Below are 19,093 nucleotides of genomic sequence, written 5' to 3'. Positions count from 1 at the left end.
CCCGCCCTCAGCGGGACGCGCCCGACGGCGGCTGGAACCCCTCGGGGAACCCGCCGGCGGGGAAGCCGCCGCCCTGCCGGCCGGACCGCTCGTCGGACCCGCCGAGCCCGTCGAGCCCGCTCGACCCCTCGTCGTCGTCCTGCACGATCTGCTGGCCCAGGTCGGCGAGGACCACCTCGTCGCCGGCGGCGAGGCCGTCGGTGATCTCGGTGCGCTCCGGCCCCACGGCGCCGGTGGTGACGGTGACCGTCCGGACCGCGTCGCCGTCGAGCACGCGCACCGTGCGGGCGGCGCCGTCGGCGGTCACCGCGGACGTCGGGACGACGAGCACGTCGTCCACCGTCGCGACCTCGATGGTCGCCGAGGCGGACGCCCCCTCGGGCAGGTCCTCGGCGGCCGTGCTGTCGGCGGTGCTGTCGGTGCTGTCGGCGGCGCTGTCCGCGTCGCCGTCTGCAGAGGTGTCGGCCGTGCCGCGGGCGTCGAGCGCGACGGTCGCCGCGTACGACGGGGTCGACGTCTCGGAGCCGTCGACGACGCCGACGCTGCTCACCGTGCCCGTGTACTCCTCGCCCGTCGCCGGCACCGTCGCGGTGACCGGCTGCCCGACGGCGACCGAACGCACCTGCGCGAGGTCCAGCGTCGTGGTCAGCACGTAGCCGCCGTCGCCGAGGACCGTCACGGCCGCGTCCCCCGTCCCGACGCTCGCGCCCTTCGTCACGTCGACCTGGGCGACCGTCCCGGCGATCGGCGCCGTGAGGGTGCCCGCCGCCGCCGCGGCCTCCGCGATGTCGAGCCGGCTCTGCGCGACCGTCACCGCCGCGCGGTCCGCGAGGACGCGCTCCGCCGTCACCGTGCCCGACCCGGAGCCCGACCCGGAGCCCGCCAGCCCTGAGCCCGACCCGGAGCCCGACCCGGAGCCCGCCAGCCCGGAGCCGGACGGGGCGCCGGAACCGTCCGAGGTCCCCGAGCCGCTCGGCGTGCCGGATCCCGACGGCACGCCGGAACCGGCGGGGGCGCCCGAGCCGCCGGCCGAGCCCGAGGGCGTCGACCCGTCGCCCTTCGTGCCGCCCTGTGCGCTGCCCTGTGCGCTGCCCTGTGCGCTGCCCTGGGTTCCGCTGCCCTGGGTTCCGCCGCCCTGGGTTCCGCCGCCCTGCGTGCCGCTCCCGCCGGACGTGCCGGCGCCCTGGGCGGCCCGGGCCGCGTCGTGCAGCGCGTCGGCCTTCGTGCCGAGCGTCGTCACCGCGTCGTCCAGGTCGGCCACGAGGTCGCCGAGGGCCCCCTCGGCCCGCCCGGTCGCCTGCTGGGCGGTGTCGGTGGCCACCAGCGCGTCCTGCGCCGCCACGATCGCGTCGACGCAGGCGGCCAGGTCCGCGTCGGACGTCGCGGCGCCCGCGTCCGTGCCCGCACCGCCGCTCGCCGGTCCGTCCGTGTTGTCCGCGCCGTCGTCCGCGCCGTCGTCCGCGGCGAGGACGGCCGCGCAGGCGCTGTCGTCGCCGGTCGCGGCCGTCACGGCGTCGGCCGAGGCGCCGAGCGCGGTCGTCCCGGCCAGCAGCGCGTCCTCGACGGACTCGTACCCGTCGAGCAGCGCGTCCTGCGCCGCCTCGACGTCCTTCTGGGCGGCGGCGAGCGCCGCCCGCGCGGCCGTGACCGCCTGGTCGGCGTCACCGGCCGCGCTCCCGCCGCCGGTCGCTGCCGTCGCTGCCGTCGGAGCGGTCGCGGTGGTCGTGGCGACCGCGGTCGACGTCGCGCTGACCAGCTGCACCGCTGACGCGCCCGACGACGCGCCCGACGACGCGCCCGACGACGCGCCCGACGACGCGCCCGACGACGTGGCCGAGCTCGCCTGCACGCCGCCCGTCCCGGAGGAGCCGGAGGTGCTGGTCGACGCGGTCCCGGAGGCCTGGGCGTCGAGGTCGTCGGAGAGCGTCTGCTTCGCCTCCGCGAGGGCCTGGGTGGCGTCGTCGACGGTGTCCTGCAGCTCGTCGGCGTCGAGCGTGGCGAGGGTGTCCCCGGCCGCGACGCGGTCGCCGGCGGCGACGTCGACCGACGCCACCGTCCCGGACGTGCCGAACGTCGTGTCCGCGCGGCGGGCGGAGGCGACCGTCGCGCTCACCGACACGTGCTGCGCGACGTCGCCCGTCGCCGCGGCCACGGTGCGGTACCGCGCCTCGCCCGGACGGAGGGCGAACGCCGTGCCCCCGGCCCCGAGGACGACCACGGCCACCCCCGCCGCGACGAGCCGGTGCCGGGTGGCGCGGCGCCGTCGTGCGGCCGTGTCACGCATCGCCGTCACCGCCCTGGCCGCCGTCGCCGGCGCCCGGGAACCCGCCCCGGCCGCCCGGGAAGCCGCTGGAGCAGCCGTCGTCGCCGGGCGTGGAGAGGCGGAGGCTGGTCGCTCCGAGCGTGCCGCTGTCGTCCTCCTCGCCCTGCGCGGTGACGCAGGTGCCGACGGTGACGTCCGAGGCGGCGCCGTCCTGCTGCACGGTGTACGCGGTCGCGTCGTCCACCGTGACGGTCTGCTCGGACGCGTCGCCGTCGGACGTCGTGGCGCTCACGGTGATGGTCGACCCGTCGACCGCGGTGACCGTCCCGGCGGTCATGCCGCCGAAGCCGCCACGCCCCGCGCCGCCCGGGCCGCCGGACGGCATGTCGGTCGGCATGCCCGACGGCGCGTCGGTGGGCATGTCGGTGGGCATGCCGGACGGCGCGCCCTCCGGTCGGTCGCCGCCACCGGGGAACCCGCCTCCGCCGAACCCGCCGGTGCACTCGCCGTCCACCGGCTCGCTCACGGAGACGGACGACGCCGGGGAGCCCTCCGTGCCGGTGGCGTCCGAGCCGGCGGCGTCGTCGCCGGGCGTCCCACCCGTGGTCGCGACGACGCACGCGCCCACGGCCACGTCGTCGAGCGAGCCGTCGACGGCGAGCGTGATGGTGGTGTCCGTGGTCCAGGTGACCGCGGTCTGCGAGTCGTCGCCCTGCACCTGGGCGGTCGTGCCGTCGACGGCGGCGACCTCGCCGGAGACCCCCGGCGTGCGGCCCTGGCCGCCGCCGCGGGCGTCCTGCCCGCCCGGCCCGTCCGAGGAGCCGGCCGAGGACCCGCCGGAGGAGCCGGCGGTGGGGCCGTCCGTGGTGGCCGCGTCGGAGGCGGAGCACGCGGCGAGTGCCAGCGCGAGGCCGACGACGCCGGCGGCGGCGAGCGCGGCGCGGGGGCGGCGTGGGGAGGTGCGGGGGGTCGTAGGTGTCAGGGGAGTCATGGGGTCTCCTGGGTGTGCGGGGAGGTCAGGTGGTCGGTCGTGCGCCGGGTCGTTCGCCGCGCCGTGTCATTCGCTGCGGAGCGCGTCGATGGGCGCGAGGCGTGCCGCGCGCACGGCGGGGTAGACGCCGAACACCAGGCCGATGGCGAGCGCGACCGCGAGCGACCCGGCCACCGCCACGGGCGACACGACGATCGACGAGTCGAGCACCGCGGGCAGCGTGAGCGCGGCGACGACGCCGAGGCCGGCACCGACGAGCCCGCCGGTGATGCCGAGGATCGACGCCTCCGTGAGGAACTGCCGCCGGATCGCGCCGGGCGGGGCACCGAGCGCCTTGCGGAGCCCGATCTCGCGGGTCCGCTCCGTGACGGACACGAGCATGATGTTCATGACGCCGATCCCGCCGACCAGCAGGGACAGCCCCGCCACCCCGGCGAGCAGCACGGTGAGGGTGCGGTAGACGGACGTCGCGGTGGACACGAGCGAGTCCTGGGAGTCGATCGTGAAGTCGGCGGCGTCGGCGCTCGTCGCGCCGTGCAGCGCGAGCAGCAGCGACTGCGCCTCCTGGTACGCGGCCGAGATCGCGTCGGTGTCGGTGGCCTTGAGGTAGATCGTGCTGACGGAGGTGTCCGTGCCGCCGGTGATCCCCGACGTCATCGCCGTCATCGACACGACGGCCGTGTCGTCGAGGTTGGTCGACGCGCTCGACCCGGCCGCCTGGAGCACGCCGACGACGTCGTACGTCGTCCCGGCGATGCTCACGGTGCGGCCGACGACGTTCGTCGAGCCGAACAGCTCGGTGGCCGTCTCGGGGCCGAGCACGACCTCGTCGGTGGAGTCGGCGCCGACGAACTCGCCCGACGCGAGCTCGCGGGAGCGCACGCCCAGCCAGTCCCCGGTGACGCCGGTGACGGTCGTGGTCCAGTTGGCGTCGCCCGCCTCGAGGGACTGCGACGACTCCTTCTCGGCGGTGACCGCGGCGACGTCCGGGACGGCGACGTCGGAGCCGAGGGCCTCCGCGTCCGCCGCGGTGAGCGTCGAGGCGGAGCCGAAGCCGCCGCGGATCCCGGAGGAGTCGGTGGACGACCCGGGCGTGACGATGAGCAGGTTCGACCCGAGCGAGCTGATGTCCTCGGACACGTCCTTCTGCGTGCCCAGGCCCAGCCCGACCGTGAGGATGACCGCGGCGATGCCGATGAGGATGCCGAGCACCGTGAGGAGCGAGCGCATCGTGTGCGCGCGGATCGCGTGCCACGCGGTGCCGAGGGTCTCCGCCCAGCTCATGGCGCCACCGCCCTGGCGCTCGGCTCGTCGGACGTGATCCGGCCGTCGAGCACCCGCACGACGCGGCGGGACCGCTGCGCGACCTCGTGCTCGTGCGTGATGAGCAGGATGGTGCGGCCCTGCGCGTGCAGCGCGTCGAAGAGGTCGAGCACGTCCGCGGTGGAGCGGGAGTCCAGGTTGCCGGTCGGCTCGTCCGCCAGGACCAGCGCGGGCTCGCCGACGAGCGCCCGCGCGACGGCGACGCGCTGCTGCTGGCCGCCCGAGAGCTGGCCGGGCCGGTTCGCCGTGCGGTCGCCGAGGCCCACCCGCGTGAGCGCCTCCGTGGCCCGCTCGCGGCGCTCGGCCGGGGCCACGCCCCGGTACACCAGCGGCAGCTCGACGTTGCGCAGCGCGGACAGCGACGGCAGCAGGTTGAACTGCTGGAACACGAACCCGATCTGCTCGTTGCGCACGCTCGCGAGGTCGGTCTCGTCCATGTCGGCCACGTCGTCGCCGGCGATGCGGTAGCTGCCCGCCGTGAGCGTGTCGAGGCAGCCCAGCACGTTCATGAGCGTGGACTTGCCGGAGCCGGACGGCCCGACGATCGCGACGTACTCGCCGCGCTCGATCCGCAGGTCGACGCCGCGCAGGGCCTCGAACTCCAGGTCGCCGGTGCGGTAGGTCTTCCGGGCGTCGCGCAGGTCGATGACGGGTGCCGGGGTGGGGGCCTGGACCGCGAGGTCGACGGCGCTCGTGGGCGCGGTCATCAGTTCCCTCCCTGGCCGGGGCGCGCCCCGCCGGCGGGCAGCTGGGACGGGTCGAAGCCCTCCGGGAAGCCGCCCTGGCCGCCGCGCACCTGCGACGGGTCGAAGCCGTCGGGCAGGTCGCCCTGCCCGCCGCCCTGCCCGCGCCCGGCGCCCGGCGTGAACAGCGTGTACTGCACGGTGTCGCCCTCGGAGAGGCCGGACGTGATCTCGACCGACTGGCCGGAGGTGTCGCCCGTCTCGACGGCCTGCTCGGACGTCGAGCCGTCGGCGTCGACGAGCGTGACCGTCGACGTGCCGTCGTCGGCCGTGGTGACGGCGGCGGCCGGCACGGAGAGCACGTCGGTGCGGCGCTCCGTGACGATGGAGACGTCCACGCTCACCCCGTCGTGCAGGCCGTCGGGGTGCCCGGTGACGCCGACGGTCACCGGGTAGGCCACGGCGCCCTGCGACGTCGAGGGCAGCCGCCCGATCTCGCTCACCGTGCCGAACACGGTGTCGGTCAGGTCGTCGGAGGTCATCTCGACCTGGTCGCCCTTCGCGATCGACGCCACGTCGGCCTCGCCCACGCTCACGTCCACCGTCCAGGCGTCGGTGCCGACGATCGTGACCGCGGCGTCGTCCGACGACGAGCCGGACGTGGTGGACGTGGAGCCGGCGGCGCTCGGCGCCGTGCCGCCGCCCGTGGAGCCGGACCCGGACCCGGAGCCGGTCGACCCGGTGCCCGACGACGAGCCGACCGTGTCGCCGACCGCGACCCCGACCGACGTCACGAGGCCCGCGGCCGGAGCCTTGAGCGTCGCGTCGGACATCGCCGCCTCCGCGTCGTCGTACGACTGCTGGGCGACCGCGACGGAGCTCTCGCGCGCCTCGACGGCGGCGTCGGCGGCGTCCGAGCCGTCGTCCGCCTCCTGCGCGTCGGCGAGGTCCGCCTTCGCCTGCGCGAGGTCGGAGTTGGCCTCCGCGAGCGCGGCGTCGAGCTGGAGGGTGTCGATCGTCGCGAGGGTCTGGCCCTTCTTCACGGTGTCGCCCTCGGCGACCTCGACCGTCTGCACCGTGCCGGCGGCCGCGAACGACGCGTCCTCCTGGACCTTCGGCGCGAGGGTGCCGGTGGTCGTGACGGTCTGCTCGAAGGTCGAGGTGGCGGCCTGGGCCGTGGTGGTCCGCGACGCGGCCGCGGCCGGGTCGGAGGTGCGCGGCCGCAGCACGGTGAACCACACGACCAGGGCGGCGACGACCACGACCGCCACGGCCCCGACGAGGATCGCGCGCCGGCGCCTGCGGGGCCGGCGGGGGCGGTCGGGCGGGTCGGCGGGGCTCGGCCCCGGCGGCGGTGCGGGCACGGACGACCGCGAGCGTTGCAGCAACACCCTCGACTCCCTGGATCGATGCCGCCCGGCAGGCGGCGAGTGATCGGGACGCTAGGGAGCGTGGCTGGGACGGGATTATCGCGAGGCTATGGGGTTCCTGTGAGTGCGGCCGTTCCGTCGACGCGGACGACTAGACCCCGGTCTTCCCGTCGACGAGCTCCCGCACGACGTCGAGGTGGCCGTTGTGGCGGGACGTCTCCTCGATGAGGTGGAGCAGCACCCAGCGGAGGTCGGCGTGGCGGCCGTCGCCGAGGGGGCGCGCGGCCGGAGCGTCGAGGTCGGTCTCGGCGACCAGCCGGCGGTAGCGGGCGCTCTGCTCCTCGTACTCGGCGAGCAGCTCGGGCAGCGGGACGTCGACGGCGAGCCGCATCTCGGGGTCGGGGTCGTCGTCCGTGGCCAGGGTGAGCGGACCCTCGGGCTCGTCGCCCAGGAACATCACCTGGAACCAGTGGTGCTCCACCCACCGCAGGTGACTGATCAGCCCGCTCAGCGTCATCAGGGGCGAGCCCGGGAGCGGGGCCCTGCGGGCGTCGTCGGGGGACGCTCCCTCGCACTTGGCGCGCGCGGTGTCGCGGGCGTAGTCGAGGTACGTGGCCAGCTGGGTGCGTTCGTCCCACGTGGGCGGCGTGTCGGTGCGCTGAGTCATGGGGCGAGTGTTCCCCAGCGCGAGGCCGGTCGTCGCCCCGATTCCGCGGGTCCGGGACGGGGACGGGGCCCGGCAGGACTCGTCGGACCCGTCTGCTGATCTGTCAGGGACACTGGAGACAGCAATATCTGCGAAGACGAGGAGTCTGAAGTGCCCCAGGGAACTGTCCGATGGTTCGACGCCGACCGAGGGTTCGGCTTCATCGACCTCGGGAACGAGGCGGAGGACCTGTTCGTGCACGCGTCCGAGATCGTCGGCGAGGACGGGCCGAAGCTGCTCCGCGAGGGTCAGGCCGTCGAGTTCGAGGTGGGCGAGGGCGACCGTGGCCCGCAGGCGCGCCGCGTCCGTGTCACGGGCGACCGGCCCGCCGACGCGCCCCTGGGCGTGCTCGGCACCGTGGCCTGGTACGAGCCGGCCAAGGGGTACGGCTTCGTCACGCCCGACGACGGTCGCCACGAGATCTTCCTGCACAGCTCGGCCATCGTCGGGGGCGGCGTGGTCTCGGAGGGGCAGCGGGTGGCGTTCCTCGTCGTCGAGGGGGAGAAGGGGCCGCAGGCGGACCACCTGCTGCCGCTCGCGGCGGAGGCCGCACGGCCGGCGTCCGACGGCGCGGACGGCACCGTGTCCTGGTACGACGACACCAAGGGCTTCGGGTTCGTCGTCCCCGACGCGGGCGGCGGCGACGTCTTCGTCCACGTCAGCGCGCTCGGACATGGCGTGGAGCTCGCCGAGGGGGCGCGCGTGACGTTCGAGGTCGTCGAGGGTGACAAGGGGCCGACCGCCCGCCACGTGCAGCTCGTGCGCGGCGCCGGGGGCGCGCGCGGGGCGGGCGACCGGGGCCGCTCGGACCGCGGTCGCTCGGGTCGCCCGGCGTCCGGGCCGGTGCGCGGGGGCGAGGGCACCGTCGCGCGCTACGACGCGGACCGCGGCTTCGGCTTCATCACCCCCGACGCCGGGGGCGAGGACCTGTTCGTGCACGTGTCGGTCGTGCGGGGCGCCGAGTTCCTGGAGGAGGGCGACCGGGTCCGCTTCAAGGTGCGCCAGAGCGACCGGGGGCCGCAGGCCGACGGCGTCGAGCTGATCTGAGCATCCCCCCGCTGTTCGCTCACGGCGAACAGCGGGGGCCACCTGCGGGAATATCGGCGCCCCGGGCAAGGTTGAGCCATACAGACTCAACTTTGGCGCTCGCGGTTTGCGAGACTGGGACGCCGAGATTTACGTTGAGTGCAGTTGACTCAACCTCGGGTGCACGGGCACCCGGACGTACGCATGGAGGCAGCACACATGGCTCGAGCAGTCGGTATCGACCTCGGTACCACCAACTCGGTGGTCGCCGTCCTGGAGGGCGGCGAGCCCACCGTCATCGCGAACGCGGAGGGGTCGCGCACGACGCCGTCCGTCGTCGCGTTCTCCAAGACCGGCGAGGTCCTCGTCGGTGAGGTGGCCAAGCGTCAGGCGGTCACCAACGTCGACCGCACCATCTCGTCGGTCAAGCGCCACATGGGCACCGACTGGTCGGTCGAGATCGACGACAAGAAGTACACCGCGCAGGAGATCTCCGCGCGCGTGCTCGGCAAGCTCAAGCGCGACGCCGAGGAGTACCTGGGCGAGCCCGTCACCGACGCGGTCATCACCGTCCCGGCGTACTTCAACGACGCCGAGCGCCAGGCGACCAAGGACGCCGGCCAGATCGCGGGCCTCAACGTGACGCGCATCGTCAACGAGCCCACCGCGGCGGCCCTCGCCTACGGCCTGGAGAAGGGCAAGGAGGACGAGCTCATCCTGGTCTTCGACCTGGGCGGCGGCACGTTCGACGTCTCGCTCCTCGAGGTCGGCAAGGACGAGGACGACTTCTCCACCATCCAGGTGCGCGCCACGTCCGGCGACAACCGCCTCGGCGGCGACGACTGGGACCAGCGCGTCGTGGACCACCTCATCAAGCAGGTGAAGAACAGCGCGGGCGTCGACCTGTCCAAGGACAAGATCGCCCTGCAGCGCCTGCGCGAGGCGGCCGAGCAGGCCAAGAAGGAGCTCTCCTCCGCGACGAGCACCACCATCTCGATGCAGTACCTGTCGATGAGCGAGAACGGCCCCGTCCACCTGGACGAGAAGCTCACGCGCGCGCAGTTCCAGCAGATGACGCAGGACCTCATCGACCGCACCAAGGCGCCGTTCCACGCGGTGATCCGCGACGCCGGCATCTCGGTGTCCGACATCGACCACGTCGTGCTCGTGGGTGGTTCCACCCGCATGCCGGCCGTGACCGAGGTCGTCAAGGAGCTCACCGGCGGGCGCGAGCCCAACAAGGGCGTCAACCCGGACGAGGTCGTCGCCGTGGGCGCGGCCCTGCAGGCCGGCGTCATCGGCGGCGAGCGCAAGGACGTGCTGCTCATCGACGTCACCCCGCTGTCCCTCGGCATCGAGACCAAGGGTGGCGTGATGACCAAGCTCATCGAGCGCAACACGGCCATCCCGACCAAGCGCAGCGAGATCTTCTCGACGGCGGAGGACAACCAGCCGTCCGTCGCGATCCAGGTCTTCCAGGGCGAGCGCGAGTTCACCCGCGACAACAAGCCGCTGGGCACGTTCGAGCTCACCGGCATCGCCCCGGCGCCCCGCGGCGTCCCGCAGATCGAGGTCACCTTCGACATCGACGCGAACGGCATCGTGCACGTGTCCGCCAAGGACCGTGGCACGGGCACCGAGCAGTCGATGAAGATCACCGGCGGGTCGGCCCTCCCCAAGGAGGACATCGACCGCATGGTGAAGGACGCCGAGGAGCACGCGGCCGAGGACAAGAAGCGCCGCGAGGAGGCCGAGACCCGCAACCAGGCCGAGGCGTTCGCGTACTCGATGGAGAAGCAGATCGCGGACAACCGCGACAAGCTCCCCGCCGAGGTCGTGACCGAGGTCGAGGCGGACGTCGCCGGCGTCAAGACCGCCCTGGAGGGCGAGGACGCCGACGCCGTGAAGGCCGCGTACGAGAAGCTCGGCGCGTCCTCGCAGAAGATCGGCCAGGCGCTCTACGCCACGGCCGAGCAGGAGCAGGCCGCGGGCAGCACCCAGGCCGCCGAGGACGACGCGGCCGCGGCCGCGGGCGCGACCTCCGCTCCCGACGAGGACGTGGTCGACGCCGAGATCGTCGACGACGAGGACGACAAGAAGTGACGGGCGAGAACCAGCGGTCGGTCCCCGAGCCCCCGGAGAACTCCGAGGGCTCGGGGGAGACCCCGTTCAGCTTCACCGACAAGCGGAAGGTCGACCCGACGTCGGGCGAGGCCCGTCCGGCCGAGCCGGCCGACCAGACCGGCGCGTCGGACGACCCGCTCGCGGCGCTCGACTTCGAGCCCGAGGGCGAGGCCGCCGAGAGCGCTGAGGTCCTCCAGGCCAAGGCCGAGGCGGCCCAGCACCTGGACGCGCTGCAGCGCGAGCGGGCGTCGTTCACGAACTACCGCAACCGGTCGCTGCGCGACCAGGAGGCGGCGCGCACCCAGGGCACGCAGGACGTGCTCAGCGCGCTGCTGCCGGTGCTCGACGACATCGAGCGCGCCAAGCAGCACGCCGAGCTCACCGGGCCCATGGCGGCCATCGCGGAGAAGCTCGACGCGTCGCTGGCGAAGTTCGGCATCGAGCGGTTCGGCGCGGTCGGGGAGGAGTTCGACCCGACGGTGCACGAGGCGCTCATGCACAACGTCGACCCGGACGTCGCCGCCGCCACCGTCAGCCTGGTGGTGGAGCCCGGCTACCGGATCGGCGACAAGGTGGTCCGCGCCGCCCGCGTGGGCGTCGTCGGGCCCGAGTGACACCGAGGTTCTGAGAGATGCCGAGGTCCGGGTGGGGCGTGCCGAGACCGGCGTGCCCCGCCCGGGCCCGTTCGACGAGGATGATGAGATCACGAGCATGACCAGGAAGGGGGCGTCGTGACAGGTCAGGACTGGATCGAGAAGGACTTCTACTCCGCTCTCGGCGTCCCCAAGGACGCGGACGACGCGGCCATCAAGAAGGCGTACCGCAAGCTGGCCCGCCAGTACCACCCGGACCAGAACCCGGGGGACGCGTCGGCGGAGGCCAAGTTCAAGGAGATCGGCGAGGCGTACGCGGTGCTCTCGGACACCGAGCAGCGCCAGCAGTACGACGCCGTCCGGGCGATGGCCGGCGGCGGCGCGCGGTTCGCCGCGGGCCCCGGTGGCGGCGGCAACGGCTTCGAGGACGTCTTCGGCTCGATGTTCGGCGGCCAGGGCGCCCCGAACGCCCGCTACACGCAGTACTCGCAGGGCGGGGGCGGCGGCTTCGAGGACATCCTCAGCTCGATGCTCGGCGGCCAGGGCGGCTTCCGTGGCGGCGGCGGTCGGCAGCGTGCCGGGTTCACCGCGCCGCAGAAGGGCGCCGACGTCGCAGCCGAGACCACGCTGCCGTTCCGCACGGCCGTGGAGGGCGCCACCGTGGAGTTCACGGTGGACGGCCGCAAGGTCAAGACCAAGATCCCGGCGGGCGTGAACGACGGGCGCAAGCTGCGCATCCGCGGCAAGGGCCGGCCGGGCGCGGGCGGCGGCGACGCGGGCGACCTCGTGGTCACCGTGCACGTCTCCCCGCACCCCGTCTTCACGCTCGACGGCGCCAACCTGCGCATGTCCGTCCCCGTGACGTTCGCGGAGGCCGCGCTGGGCACGACCCTCGAGGTGCCGACGCTCGACGGCGGCACCGTGCGGCTCAAGGTCCCGGCGGGCACGCCGTCGGGCCGCGTGCTGCGGGTCAAGGGCCGCGGCGTGCGGACCACGAAGACGCAGGGCGACCTGCTGGTCACCGTCCAGGTGGCGGTGCCGCAGAAGCTCAGCCGCAAGGCGAAGGAGGCGCTCGAGGCGTTCGCCGCCGAGAGCGACCACGAGGACGTCCGGGCCGGGCTCGCGCAACGCGCGGCGGAGTGACGAGTGCAGCGCGCGGTGGAGTGACGCCCGCCGCGCGTCGCGGGCCGGTACGTGGCGACGTGCACCGAGCGAGGGAGGTAGCGATGGTCACCGAGGACGCCCCGGTGCTGACCGTGTCGCAGGCGGCCCGGCTCGCGGGGATGCACCCCCAGACCTTGCGCCAGTACGACCGGCTCGGCCTGGTGACGCCCCGGCGCACCGCGGGCCGCGGCCGTCGCTACTCGCAGCGCGACGTGTCCCGCCTGCTGGAGGTCCAGCGTCTCGCGCAGGTCGAGGGGATCAACCTCGCCGGCATCCGGCGCATCCTCGACCTGCAGGAGCACGTGGCCCAGCTCGAGGCGCGGCTGGCCGCGCTGGCGATGCAGCCCGGGGGCCGGGTGTTCACCGCCGGGTCCTCGGGCGACGTCGTCGTGGTGCGGCGTGGCCAGCGGGTCCGCCGCGCCGAGCGGTCGGAGCTGGAGGCCGAGGAGGGGGCGCTGGTGCTCTGGCGCCCCATGCCCCGTCGCAGCTGAGCGTATTTCCGCAACGCAATTCTTCGCTAATTCGCAAGGCAATGGGTAAGGCATTCCTTAGTGAATTCGGTGCGGCATTCACTGTGCAATTCCGTGCGATAGTCATATCCTGGCCGAAGGCGGCGAGAGCCGACGACGATCGGCAAGGGAGCGCACGATGAGCACTCTGATGGAGATGCCCGAGGTGACCGAGTGCACCGTCGACGGCTGCGGCTACAACCACGACCACGGCTGTCACGCCGGCGCGGTCACGATCGCCGGCCACACCGGTGACGCGTCGTGCGCCACGTTCATCCCGCTGAGCGCCAAGGGCGGCCTGGAGAAGGTCGTCGCCCACGTGGGGGCGTGCCAGCGCGGCGACTGCGTGCACAACCACGAGCTCGAGTGCGCGGCCGCGGCCATCCGTGTCGGGCCCGGCCAGGACGACGTGAACCACGCCGACTGCCTCACCTACGCGCAGACCTGACCGCTCTCGCGTCGAGCCCGCCGGACCCGGTCCTGGCGGGCTCGACCCGTGTCCGGGGCCGGCCGGCCGGCGGGCCGGTCAGCGGGCGAGCTGGGCCAGCAGCTGCGCGGCCGCCGCGTGCGTGCTGGGCAGCTGCTCCACCCACACGCGGGTGGGGCGCCGCAGCGCGTCCCCGAGCCCCATGAGCGCGGCGTTGCGCTCCACGACGCTGCGGGTGGACTTCGCCAGGTCGGGCACGCCCGTGTCACGGCGGGCCAGCACGGCGAAGACGCCGTCGGTCAGCGCCGCCATCGGGTGCCCCTCCCCGTAGATCTGCTCCAGCGCGCGGCCCACGGTCGCGGAGCGCGCGGCCCGGTCCCACGGGGCGAGCCCGTCGACGGCGACGTCGACGACGACGAGGCAGTGCGTGACGGACACGCCGTCCTCCGCGCCCACGGCGGCGCCGTACGTCTCCCGCAGCCGCTCCGCGAGGTACTCGCGCGTGGGCAGCCCGGTGCCGGGGTCGCGGACGCCGCTCAGCGCCGGCTCGGTGTCCCGGCCGCGCACCCAGCCGACGGCGACCGCGCGGATCGCGTCCGGGTCGGGGTCGGCGTGGGCGGAGCGGTACAGGCACTCGACGTCGTCCAGCGTCTCGCCCAGCCCGACGCCCGCGCGGCCCCGCGCGGAGCCCAGGCGGTGGGCGGCGGCGTGCGGGGAGCGGCGCTCGTCGAACGCCTCGACGAGCGCGTCGACCGCGGGGTGGTACCAGTCGTCGGGGCGCAGCCAGACCTCGGCGAGGCTCGTCGCGCGCCAGCGGTCGAGGACGTCCGAAGGATGCTCGGGCGCGTCCGTGGGCCCGCTCGTGGACCGGTTCATGATGAAGGGACCCCCATGACCAGCCATCATGACGCAGTTGTGCGGCAATTTCACCGGGTTGGCATACCGGGTAGGCTCTCGCCGCTGCCCGAGGCACGGAAACATGCGGCTTTCCTGCGGCTTTCTTGAGGAAGTTCACCCGCCCAGCCCTGCCTGAACGCACGTAAAGTACGGGAGTCTGCGCGAGGCATCCATCGCGCGACGAGGCCAGAGCGAGGTCGGCGATGACGGACGTCTACGTGGGGTCTGACGACTCGGCGCGGAGCGATGCCGAGCTGATCCTCGACGTGCGCGGAGGCGACCTCGAGGCGTTCGGAGCCCTGTACGTGCGGCACGTGCCCGCGGCCCGCGCGGTCGCCCGGCAGTACGTCCGCTCCGCCGCCGACGCGGACGACCTGGTCTCCGAGGCGTTCCACCGCGTGCTCGACGTGCTGCAGCACGGGGGCGGCCCCGACGCCACGTTCCGGGCCTACCTGCTGACGGTCGTGCGGCGCCTCGCCGGCGACCTGGCGCGGGGCGTGCGTCGCACCCGCCCCACCGCCGACGACGGCACGTTCGAGGCCGCGCTCGGCCTGGCCGACTCCACCGACGTCCCCACGCTCGAGGGCTTCGAGCGCTCCGTCGTGAAGAACGCCTACCAGGCGCTGCCGGAGCGCTGGCAGGCCGTGCTCTGGTACACGGAGATCGAGGGGCGCACGCCGGCCGAGGTGGCGCCGATCCTCGGCCTGACCCCCAACGGCGTCTCCGCGCTCGCGTACCGCGCGCGCGAGGGGCTGCGGGTCGGCTACCTGCAGGAGCACCTCACGCACGCGCCGACGGACGGGTGCCGCACGGTGAACCCGCTGCTCGGCGCGTACGTGCGCGGCGGGCTGGCGCGGCGCGAGGTCGCGAAGGTCGACGCCCACCTGGAGTCGTGCGGCGAGTGCCGCGCGCTCGTGCTCGAGCTCGGCGACATCGCGCACGGCATGCGCTCCGTCATCGCCCCCCTGATCGTGGGTCTCGCGGGCCTGGCCGTCGTGGGAGCGCTGCCGATCGGCGGCGCGATCGGCGGCGCCGTCGGGGCGATGGGCGGCGCGGTCGGCAGCGGCGCGGCGGCCGGCGGCGCGACGTCGGTCGGGACGGTCGTGGGCAGCGCCACGGGGACGACGGTCGGGGCGGCGGGGGTCGGCGGGGCCGGGATCTCCTCGGGGGCCGCGGCGGGCACGACGGCGGCCGCCACGACGGGCGCCGCGACGAGCGCGGCCGGCGGCGCGTCACTCGCGGGGGCCGCGACGGCGGGGGTCGCGACGGGCTCGGCCGCCACCGCCGCGACGGCGGGCACGGCGGCCGCCGCCGGCGCCGTCATGGGCACGGCGAGCGTGGCCGCCGCGGCGAGCGCCGTCGCGGTCGCGACCGTCGGCGTCGTCACCGTGCTCAACGCCCTCGGCACCGGCCACGAGCCGCCGACCACCGGCCAGCCCGCCCCCATGACCATCCAGGGCCAGCCGTGGGCGCCGCCCGGGGACACCACGGACGTCGCGGTGGTGCCCGGCGGCGACGACGCGACCGGCGGCGACCCCACCGCCGACCCGACGAGCCCCGTCAACCTGCTCGGCCCCTCCCTGCTCCTCACGCCGGTCGCGGACCTCACGGTCTCCGCGGCGGGCAACCCGCTGCAGCCGCGCACGTCGCAGCCCCTGGTGCTCACCGTCACCAACACCGGGGCGGCGACCGCCGACGAGACCGTCATCGAGGTCGCGCTGCCCGCCGGGGTCGACCTGGCCCTGCCGACGGCGTCGGTCGGGGCGTCGGCGGTCGGCACGATCGCCTCGGACGCGCTCGCCTGCACGCCCACCGGGGCCGACGCGCGCGTCGCACGCTGCACGATCGGCTCGCTGGCGGCGGGCGAGTCCCGCACCGGGTCGGTGCCCGTGCGGGCGAACGCCGGCGGCAGCTACGCGATCGGCGCGTCGGTCTGGGCCACGGGCGTGGCGCCCGAGTCGCTCACGCTGCCCCCGACCACGGTGCTGCCGTACGGCGCCGAGCTCACGGCGTCCGCGGGCGACGTCGTCGCCGTCTCGAACCCGGGCGCCGCGTGGGTGCCCGTCGCGGTGCGGAACACCGGCGACCAGCCGGCCGCCGCCTGGTCCGTGGCGCTCACCGTGCCGCCGGGCCTGCGGCCCGTCGCCTCCGACGGCGACCTGGGCTGCGTGCCCGCCGCGGGCGGCGCGACGGGGGCCGGCACGGTCTGGTCGTGCGTCGCCGCCCCGGACGCCGCGCCGCTGGCGCCCGGCGAGCAGCGGTCGGTGCGGGTGCGCGTCGTCGCGGACGGCACGACCACGCCGGGGTCCCTCTCGGTGGCCGCCGCACCGCAGCTCCCCGGCTCCACGCACTCGCTGCCCAGCGCCGCCGCCGTGACCGTCTCCGACCCGTGGGTCGGTGCCGCCGCCGGCGCGCGGACCGTCGCGGCGCGCTGCCTCGTGACCGGCGGCATCGGCACCGCGTCCGTCGCGGTCGAGGGCACGTACACGAACCTCACCGACCAGACCCTGACCGTGCGGCTCGACGCGGCGGGGTCCTCCGGAGCCGCGCCGCAGCAGATCGCGCCGGGGGAGTCGGTCACCGTGCAGGTGCCCGACGGGATCCGCGTTCCGTCGGGCGCGGCGTCGTGGGTCGTGTCCACCTCGCTGGGCGGCGAGACGTACCGGACCACCGTGGCCGGCGGGCAGCACGGGGCGGCCGACTGCTACGACCCGCGCTGGGACGTCACCAGCACCGCCGCCGTGACGAACGACGACGGCCGCCTGCAGGTGCGCGGCACCCTGACCAACACCAGCGACGAGCCGATGCGGGTGGGCATGACCGCCGCCGGCGGCGCCGCGGCGGACCAGAAGCGCGTGGCCCCGGGCGAGAGCGCGACCTTCGTCGTGCCGACCGGCCGGTCGTCGCTCGACGCGGGCACCGCCGAGTTCCAGCTGTACCGCTGGGTGGCGGACCGGGACGGCGACCAGCCGGCGCAGGGCGTCGTGCCCGCCGTGGCGCCCACCGCCCGCTACGACGCCGCGGCCGTGGCCCCGGCCGTGGGCGGGCCGGCGACGCTCGCCGGCGAGTGCCGGTTCGACGCGTCGGCCGACACGTCGTGGCGCACGGTGACGATCCCCGTCGACAACTCCGCCAGCACCTTCCCGGTGAAGTTCGCCGTGGCCGCCGGCACCGGCGACGGCCGCACCGCGCTGGTCGCCGCCGGGGCGAAGGGCGAGCTCCAGGTGACCGTCCCGTGGGGCACCCGCACGGTGGCGGTGACCGCGGACGGCCGCGACCTGGCCACCGTGGACGTGCCCGCCTTCGAGGGCTGCGCCACCGCGACCTGGCCCGACGCGACCGTCGACGTGAGCGTCGCGACGCAGTGCGTCGACGACCGGGCGCAGGTGGCCGTGACGGTGCGCAACCGCGGGTCGGTCGCGTGGGCGGCCCAGCTCGGCGACGGCGACGGCACGCGGGTCGCGGCGGGCTCGGACGCGACGCTCACGACGCGCGTCGGCGGGCTCCAGGCGGACGCCGGCTCGCTGACCCTGCGGCTCGCGCGGACCATCGAGGACCGCCGGCCCACCGTCGAGCGGACGGTCTCCTACGACGCCGTGTCGTGCGTCGTCGTCGACCCCGGGGCGCGGGTAGAGCAGGGCGACGTGCAGGTCACGAAGGACCGGTGGCGCTCGACGTCGACCCGGTCCGCGACCGTGGTGCTCGACAACTCCGGGTCGTCCGTGCCGCTCGACTTCACGGTCACGGGCACGAACGGTGCCGACGCGAAGGTGACCGTGCCCGCGCGGCAGAGCGTCCGCGCCGACGGCGGCACGGTGACGGGGCGCAAGGGCGCCACGTTCACCGTCCGCACGGACGACTGGACCACCGACCTCGTCGTCGACCCGTTCACCGGCACCGCGGGCTGGTGCTCGCCGCAGTACCGCTGGGGCGCGAGCTACGAGGTGGGGGACGTCGCCTCGTGGCGCGGCGCCGACTACCGGTTCGTGGGCTCGCAGGGCAACCAGGGGAACGGCAACCAGGGCAACGGGCAGGGCAACGGGCAGGGCAACGGGAACGGGAACGGCAACGGGAACGGCCAGGGGAACGACAACGGGAACGGCAACGCCGCCGCGCAGGGCAACCCGGGCAACGGGCGCTGGTGGAGCGGCCACCACTGGCGCGGCGGCGGCTGGGAGCGGATCGCGGACTGCGAGTACCGCTGACGTCTCAGACGATGCCGTACAGCCGGTCCCCGGCGTCGCCGAGGCCGGGCACGATGTACTTCTGCTCGTTGAGGCGCTCGTCGACGGCGGCCACCACGATCTGCACGTCGACGCGGGAGCCGATGGCGTCCTCGAGCACCTTGAGGCCCTCGGGCGTGGCGAGCAGGCAGACGGCGGTGACGTCGCGCGCGCCGCGCTCCAGCACGTAGTCGATCGCCGCGACCAGCGTGCCGCCGGTGGCGAGCATCGGGTCGAGGAGGAAGACCTGCCGGTCGGTGAGGTCGTCGGGCAGGCGGTTCGCGTAGGTGACGGCCTCGTAGGTGGACTCGTCGCGCTGCAGGCCGAGGAAGCCGACCTCCGCCGTCGGGATCATGCGCGTCATGCCCTCGAGCATCCCCAGCCCGGCGCGCAGGATCGGCACCACGATCGGGCTCGGGTCGCTCAGGCGCACGCCCGTGGTCGTGGTGACCGGGGTGCGGATCTCCTTGGGCTCCGTGCGTACGTGCCGCGTCGCCTCGTAGGCGAGCAGGGTCACGAGCTCGTCGACGAGGAGACGGAACGTCGCCGACGGGGTGTTCTCGTCACGGAGGACGGTGAGCTTGTGGTCCACCAGCGGGTGGTCGGCGACGTGCAGGCGCATGGCCCCCACGGTACCGGCGGGAGGGGCCGCAGCACCTCCCCGCGGCTAGCCTGGGTCGTGTGACGTCCGCCGCCGACCCCGCCGGCACCACCGGCAGCCCCCGGTCGGGCCTCGCGCTGCCCTGGGCCGACGGCGAGTTCCCGCCGCACACGGTCAGCCGGCGGCGCGCGGT

General features: G+C 75.0%; 15 protein-coding genes. 7 read left to right on the top strand and 8 right to left on the bottom strand.

Annotation, left to right across the window (positions count from 1 at the left end; genetic code table 11):
- Positions 1-7: 7 nt before the first annotated feature.
- The 6 genes from ACFU5J_RS10235 to ACFU5J_RS10210 all read right to left on the bottom strand — a co-directional run bounded on the left by ACFU5J_RS10235 (position 8) and on the right by ACFU5J_RS10210 (position 7,297).
- Positions 8-2,284, bottom strand: a complete 2,277-nt coding sequence (locus ACFU5J_RS10235) for an HlyD family efflux transporter periplasmic adaptor subunit (protein ID WP_430578647.1) — start codon at positions 2,282-2,284, stop codon at positions 8-10.
- Positions 2,277-3,254, bottom strand: coding sequence for a DUF5666 domain-containing protein (locus ACFU5J_RS10230; protein ID WP_430578646.1), 978 nt, complete (start codon positions 3,252-3,254; stop codon positions 2,277-2,279). Before ACFU5J_RS10230 ends, ACFU5J_RS10235 begins: the two co-directional genes overlap by 8 nt.
- Before the next feature lie 66 nt (positions 3,255-3,320).
- Complete coding sequence (locus ACFU5J_RS10225; protein ID WP_430576873.1) at positions 3,321-4,538, bottom strand: ABC transporter permease; 1,218 nt, start codon at positions 4,536-4,538, stop codon at positions 3,321-3,323.
- On the bottom strand, positions 4,535-5,284 hold the full coding sequence (locus ACFU5J_RS10220; RefSeq protein ID WP_430578645.1) for an ABC transporter ATP-binding protein: 750 nt from the start codon (positions 5,282-5,284) through the stop codon (positions 4,535-4,537). The genes ACFU5J_RS10225 and ACFU5J_RS10220 overlap by 4 nt, the downstream gene beginning before the upstream one ends.
- Positions 5,284-6,651 (bottom strand): efflux RND transporter periplasmic adaptor subunit, encoded by a 1,368-nt coding sequence (locus ACFU5J_RS10215; protein WP_430578644.1) that lies wholly within the window; start codon positions 6,649-6,651, stop codon positions 5,284-5,286. Before ACFU5J_RS10215 ends, ACFU5J_RS10220 begins: the two co-directional genes overlap by 1 nt.
- A gap of 130 nt (positions 6,652-6,781) precedes the next feature.
- The gene (locus ACFU5J_RS10210) at positions 6,782-7,297 is read right to left on the bottom strand and encodes a DinB family protein (RefSeq protein ID WP_430576870.1); all 516 of its coding nucleotides are present in this window, start codon (positions 7,295-7,297) and stop codon (positions 6,782-6,784) included.
- Between the two features lie 150 nt (positions 7,298-7,447).
- Here ACFU5J_RS10210 and ACFU5J_RS10205 point away from each other — a divergent pair, with 150 nt between their 5' ends.
- The 6 genes from ACFU5J_RS10205 to ACFU5J_RS10180 all read left to right on the top strand — a co-directional run bounded on the left by ACFU5J_RS10205 (position 7,448) and on the right by ACFU5J_RS10180 (position 13,200).
- Positions 7,448-8,383 carry a cold-shock protein gene (locus ACFU5J_RS10205; RefSeq protein ID WP_430576869.1) on the top strand — a complete coding sequence of 312 codons (936 nt, stop codon included), beginning with the start codon at positions 7,448-7,450 and terminating at the stop codon, positions 8,381-8,383.
- 198 nt (positions 8,384-8,581) lie between these two features.
- Entirely contained in the window at positions 8,582-10,465 is a 1,884-nt protein-coding gene (gene dnaK, locus ACFU5J_RS10200; RefSeq protein ID WP_430576868.1) for a molecular chaperone DnaK, read from the top strand.
- Complete coding sequence (gene grpE / locus ACFU5J_RS10195) at positions 10,462-11,100, top strand: nucleotide exchange factor GrpE (RefSeq protein WP_430578643.1); 639 nt, start codon at positions 10,462-10,464, stop codon at positions 11,098-11,100. The genes dnaK and grpE overlap by 4 nt, the downstream gene beginning before the upstream one ends.
- A gap of 117 nt (positions 11,101-11,217) precedes the next feature.
- Positions 11,218-12,222 (top strand): DnaJ C-terminal domain-containing protein, encoded by a 1,005-nt coding sequence (locus tag ACFU5J_RS10190; RefSeq protein WP_430576866.1) that lies wholly within the window; start codon positions 11,218-11,220, stop codon positions 12,220-12,222.
- An 83-nt stretch (positions 12,223-12,305) separates the two neighbouring features.
- On the top strand, positions 12,306-12,734 hold the full coding sequence (locus ACFU5J_RS10185; protein ID WP_430576865.1) for a heat shock protein transcriptional repressor HspR: 429 nt from the start codon (positions 12,306-12,308) through the stop codon (positions 12,732-12,734).
- Between the two features lie 157 nt (positions 12,735-12,891).
- Positions 12,892-13,200: a DUF1540 domain-containing protein gene (locus ACFU5J_RS10180; RefSeq protein ID WP_430576864.1), complete on the top strand. Its 309-nt coding sequence runs from the start codon at positions 12,892-12,894 to the stop codon at positions 13,198-13,200.
- Between the two features lie 78 nt (positions 13,201-13,278).
- Here ACFU5J_RS10180 and ACFU5J_RS10175 read toward each other — a convergent pair whose 3' ends face one another.
- Entirely contained in the window at positions 13,279-14,055 is a 777-nt protein-coding gene (locus tag ACFU5J_RS10175) for a hypothetical protein (RefSeq protein WP_430576863.1), read from the bottom strand.
- A gap of 224 nt (positions 14,056-14,279) precedes the next feature.
- Between ACFU5J_RS10175 and ACFU5J_RS10170 the strand changes: the two genes are divergently transcribed.
- On the top strand, positions 14,280-18,281 hold the full coding sequence (locus tag ACFU5J_RS10170; protein ID WP_430578642.1) for a sigma-70 family RNA polymerase sigma factor: 4,002 nt from the start codon (positions 14,280-14,282) through the stop codon (positions 18,279-18,281).
- Positions 18,282-18,285: 4 nt separating this feature from the next.
- Here the strand turns inward: ACFU5J_RS10170 and upp are convergent, their stop codons facing one another.
- Positions 18,286-18,921: a uracil phosphoribosyltransferase gene (upp, locus tag ACFU5J_RS10165; protein ID WP_430576861.1), complete on the bottom strand. Its 636-nt coding sequence runs from the start codon at positions 18,919-18,921 to the stop codon at positions 18,286-18,288.
- Positions 18,922-19,093 lie beyond the last annotated feature (172 nt).

The organism is Isoptericola sp. NPDC057559 (assembly GCF_042801555.1).
GTDB lineage: Bacteria > Actinomycetota > Actinomycetes > Actinomycetales > Cellulomonadaceae > Isoptericola.
Note: the sequence above shows the minus strand (reverse complement) of the source record. Positions and strands in the feature narration are given on the sequence as shown.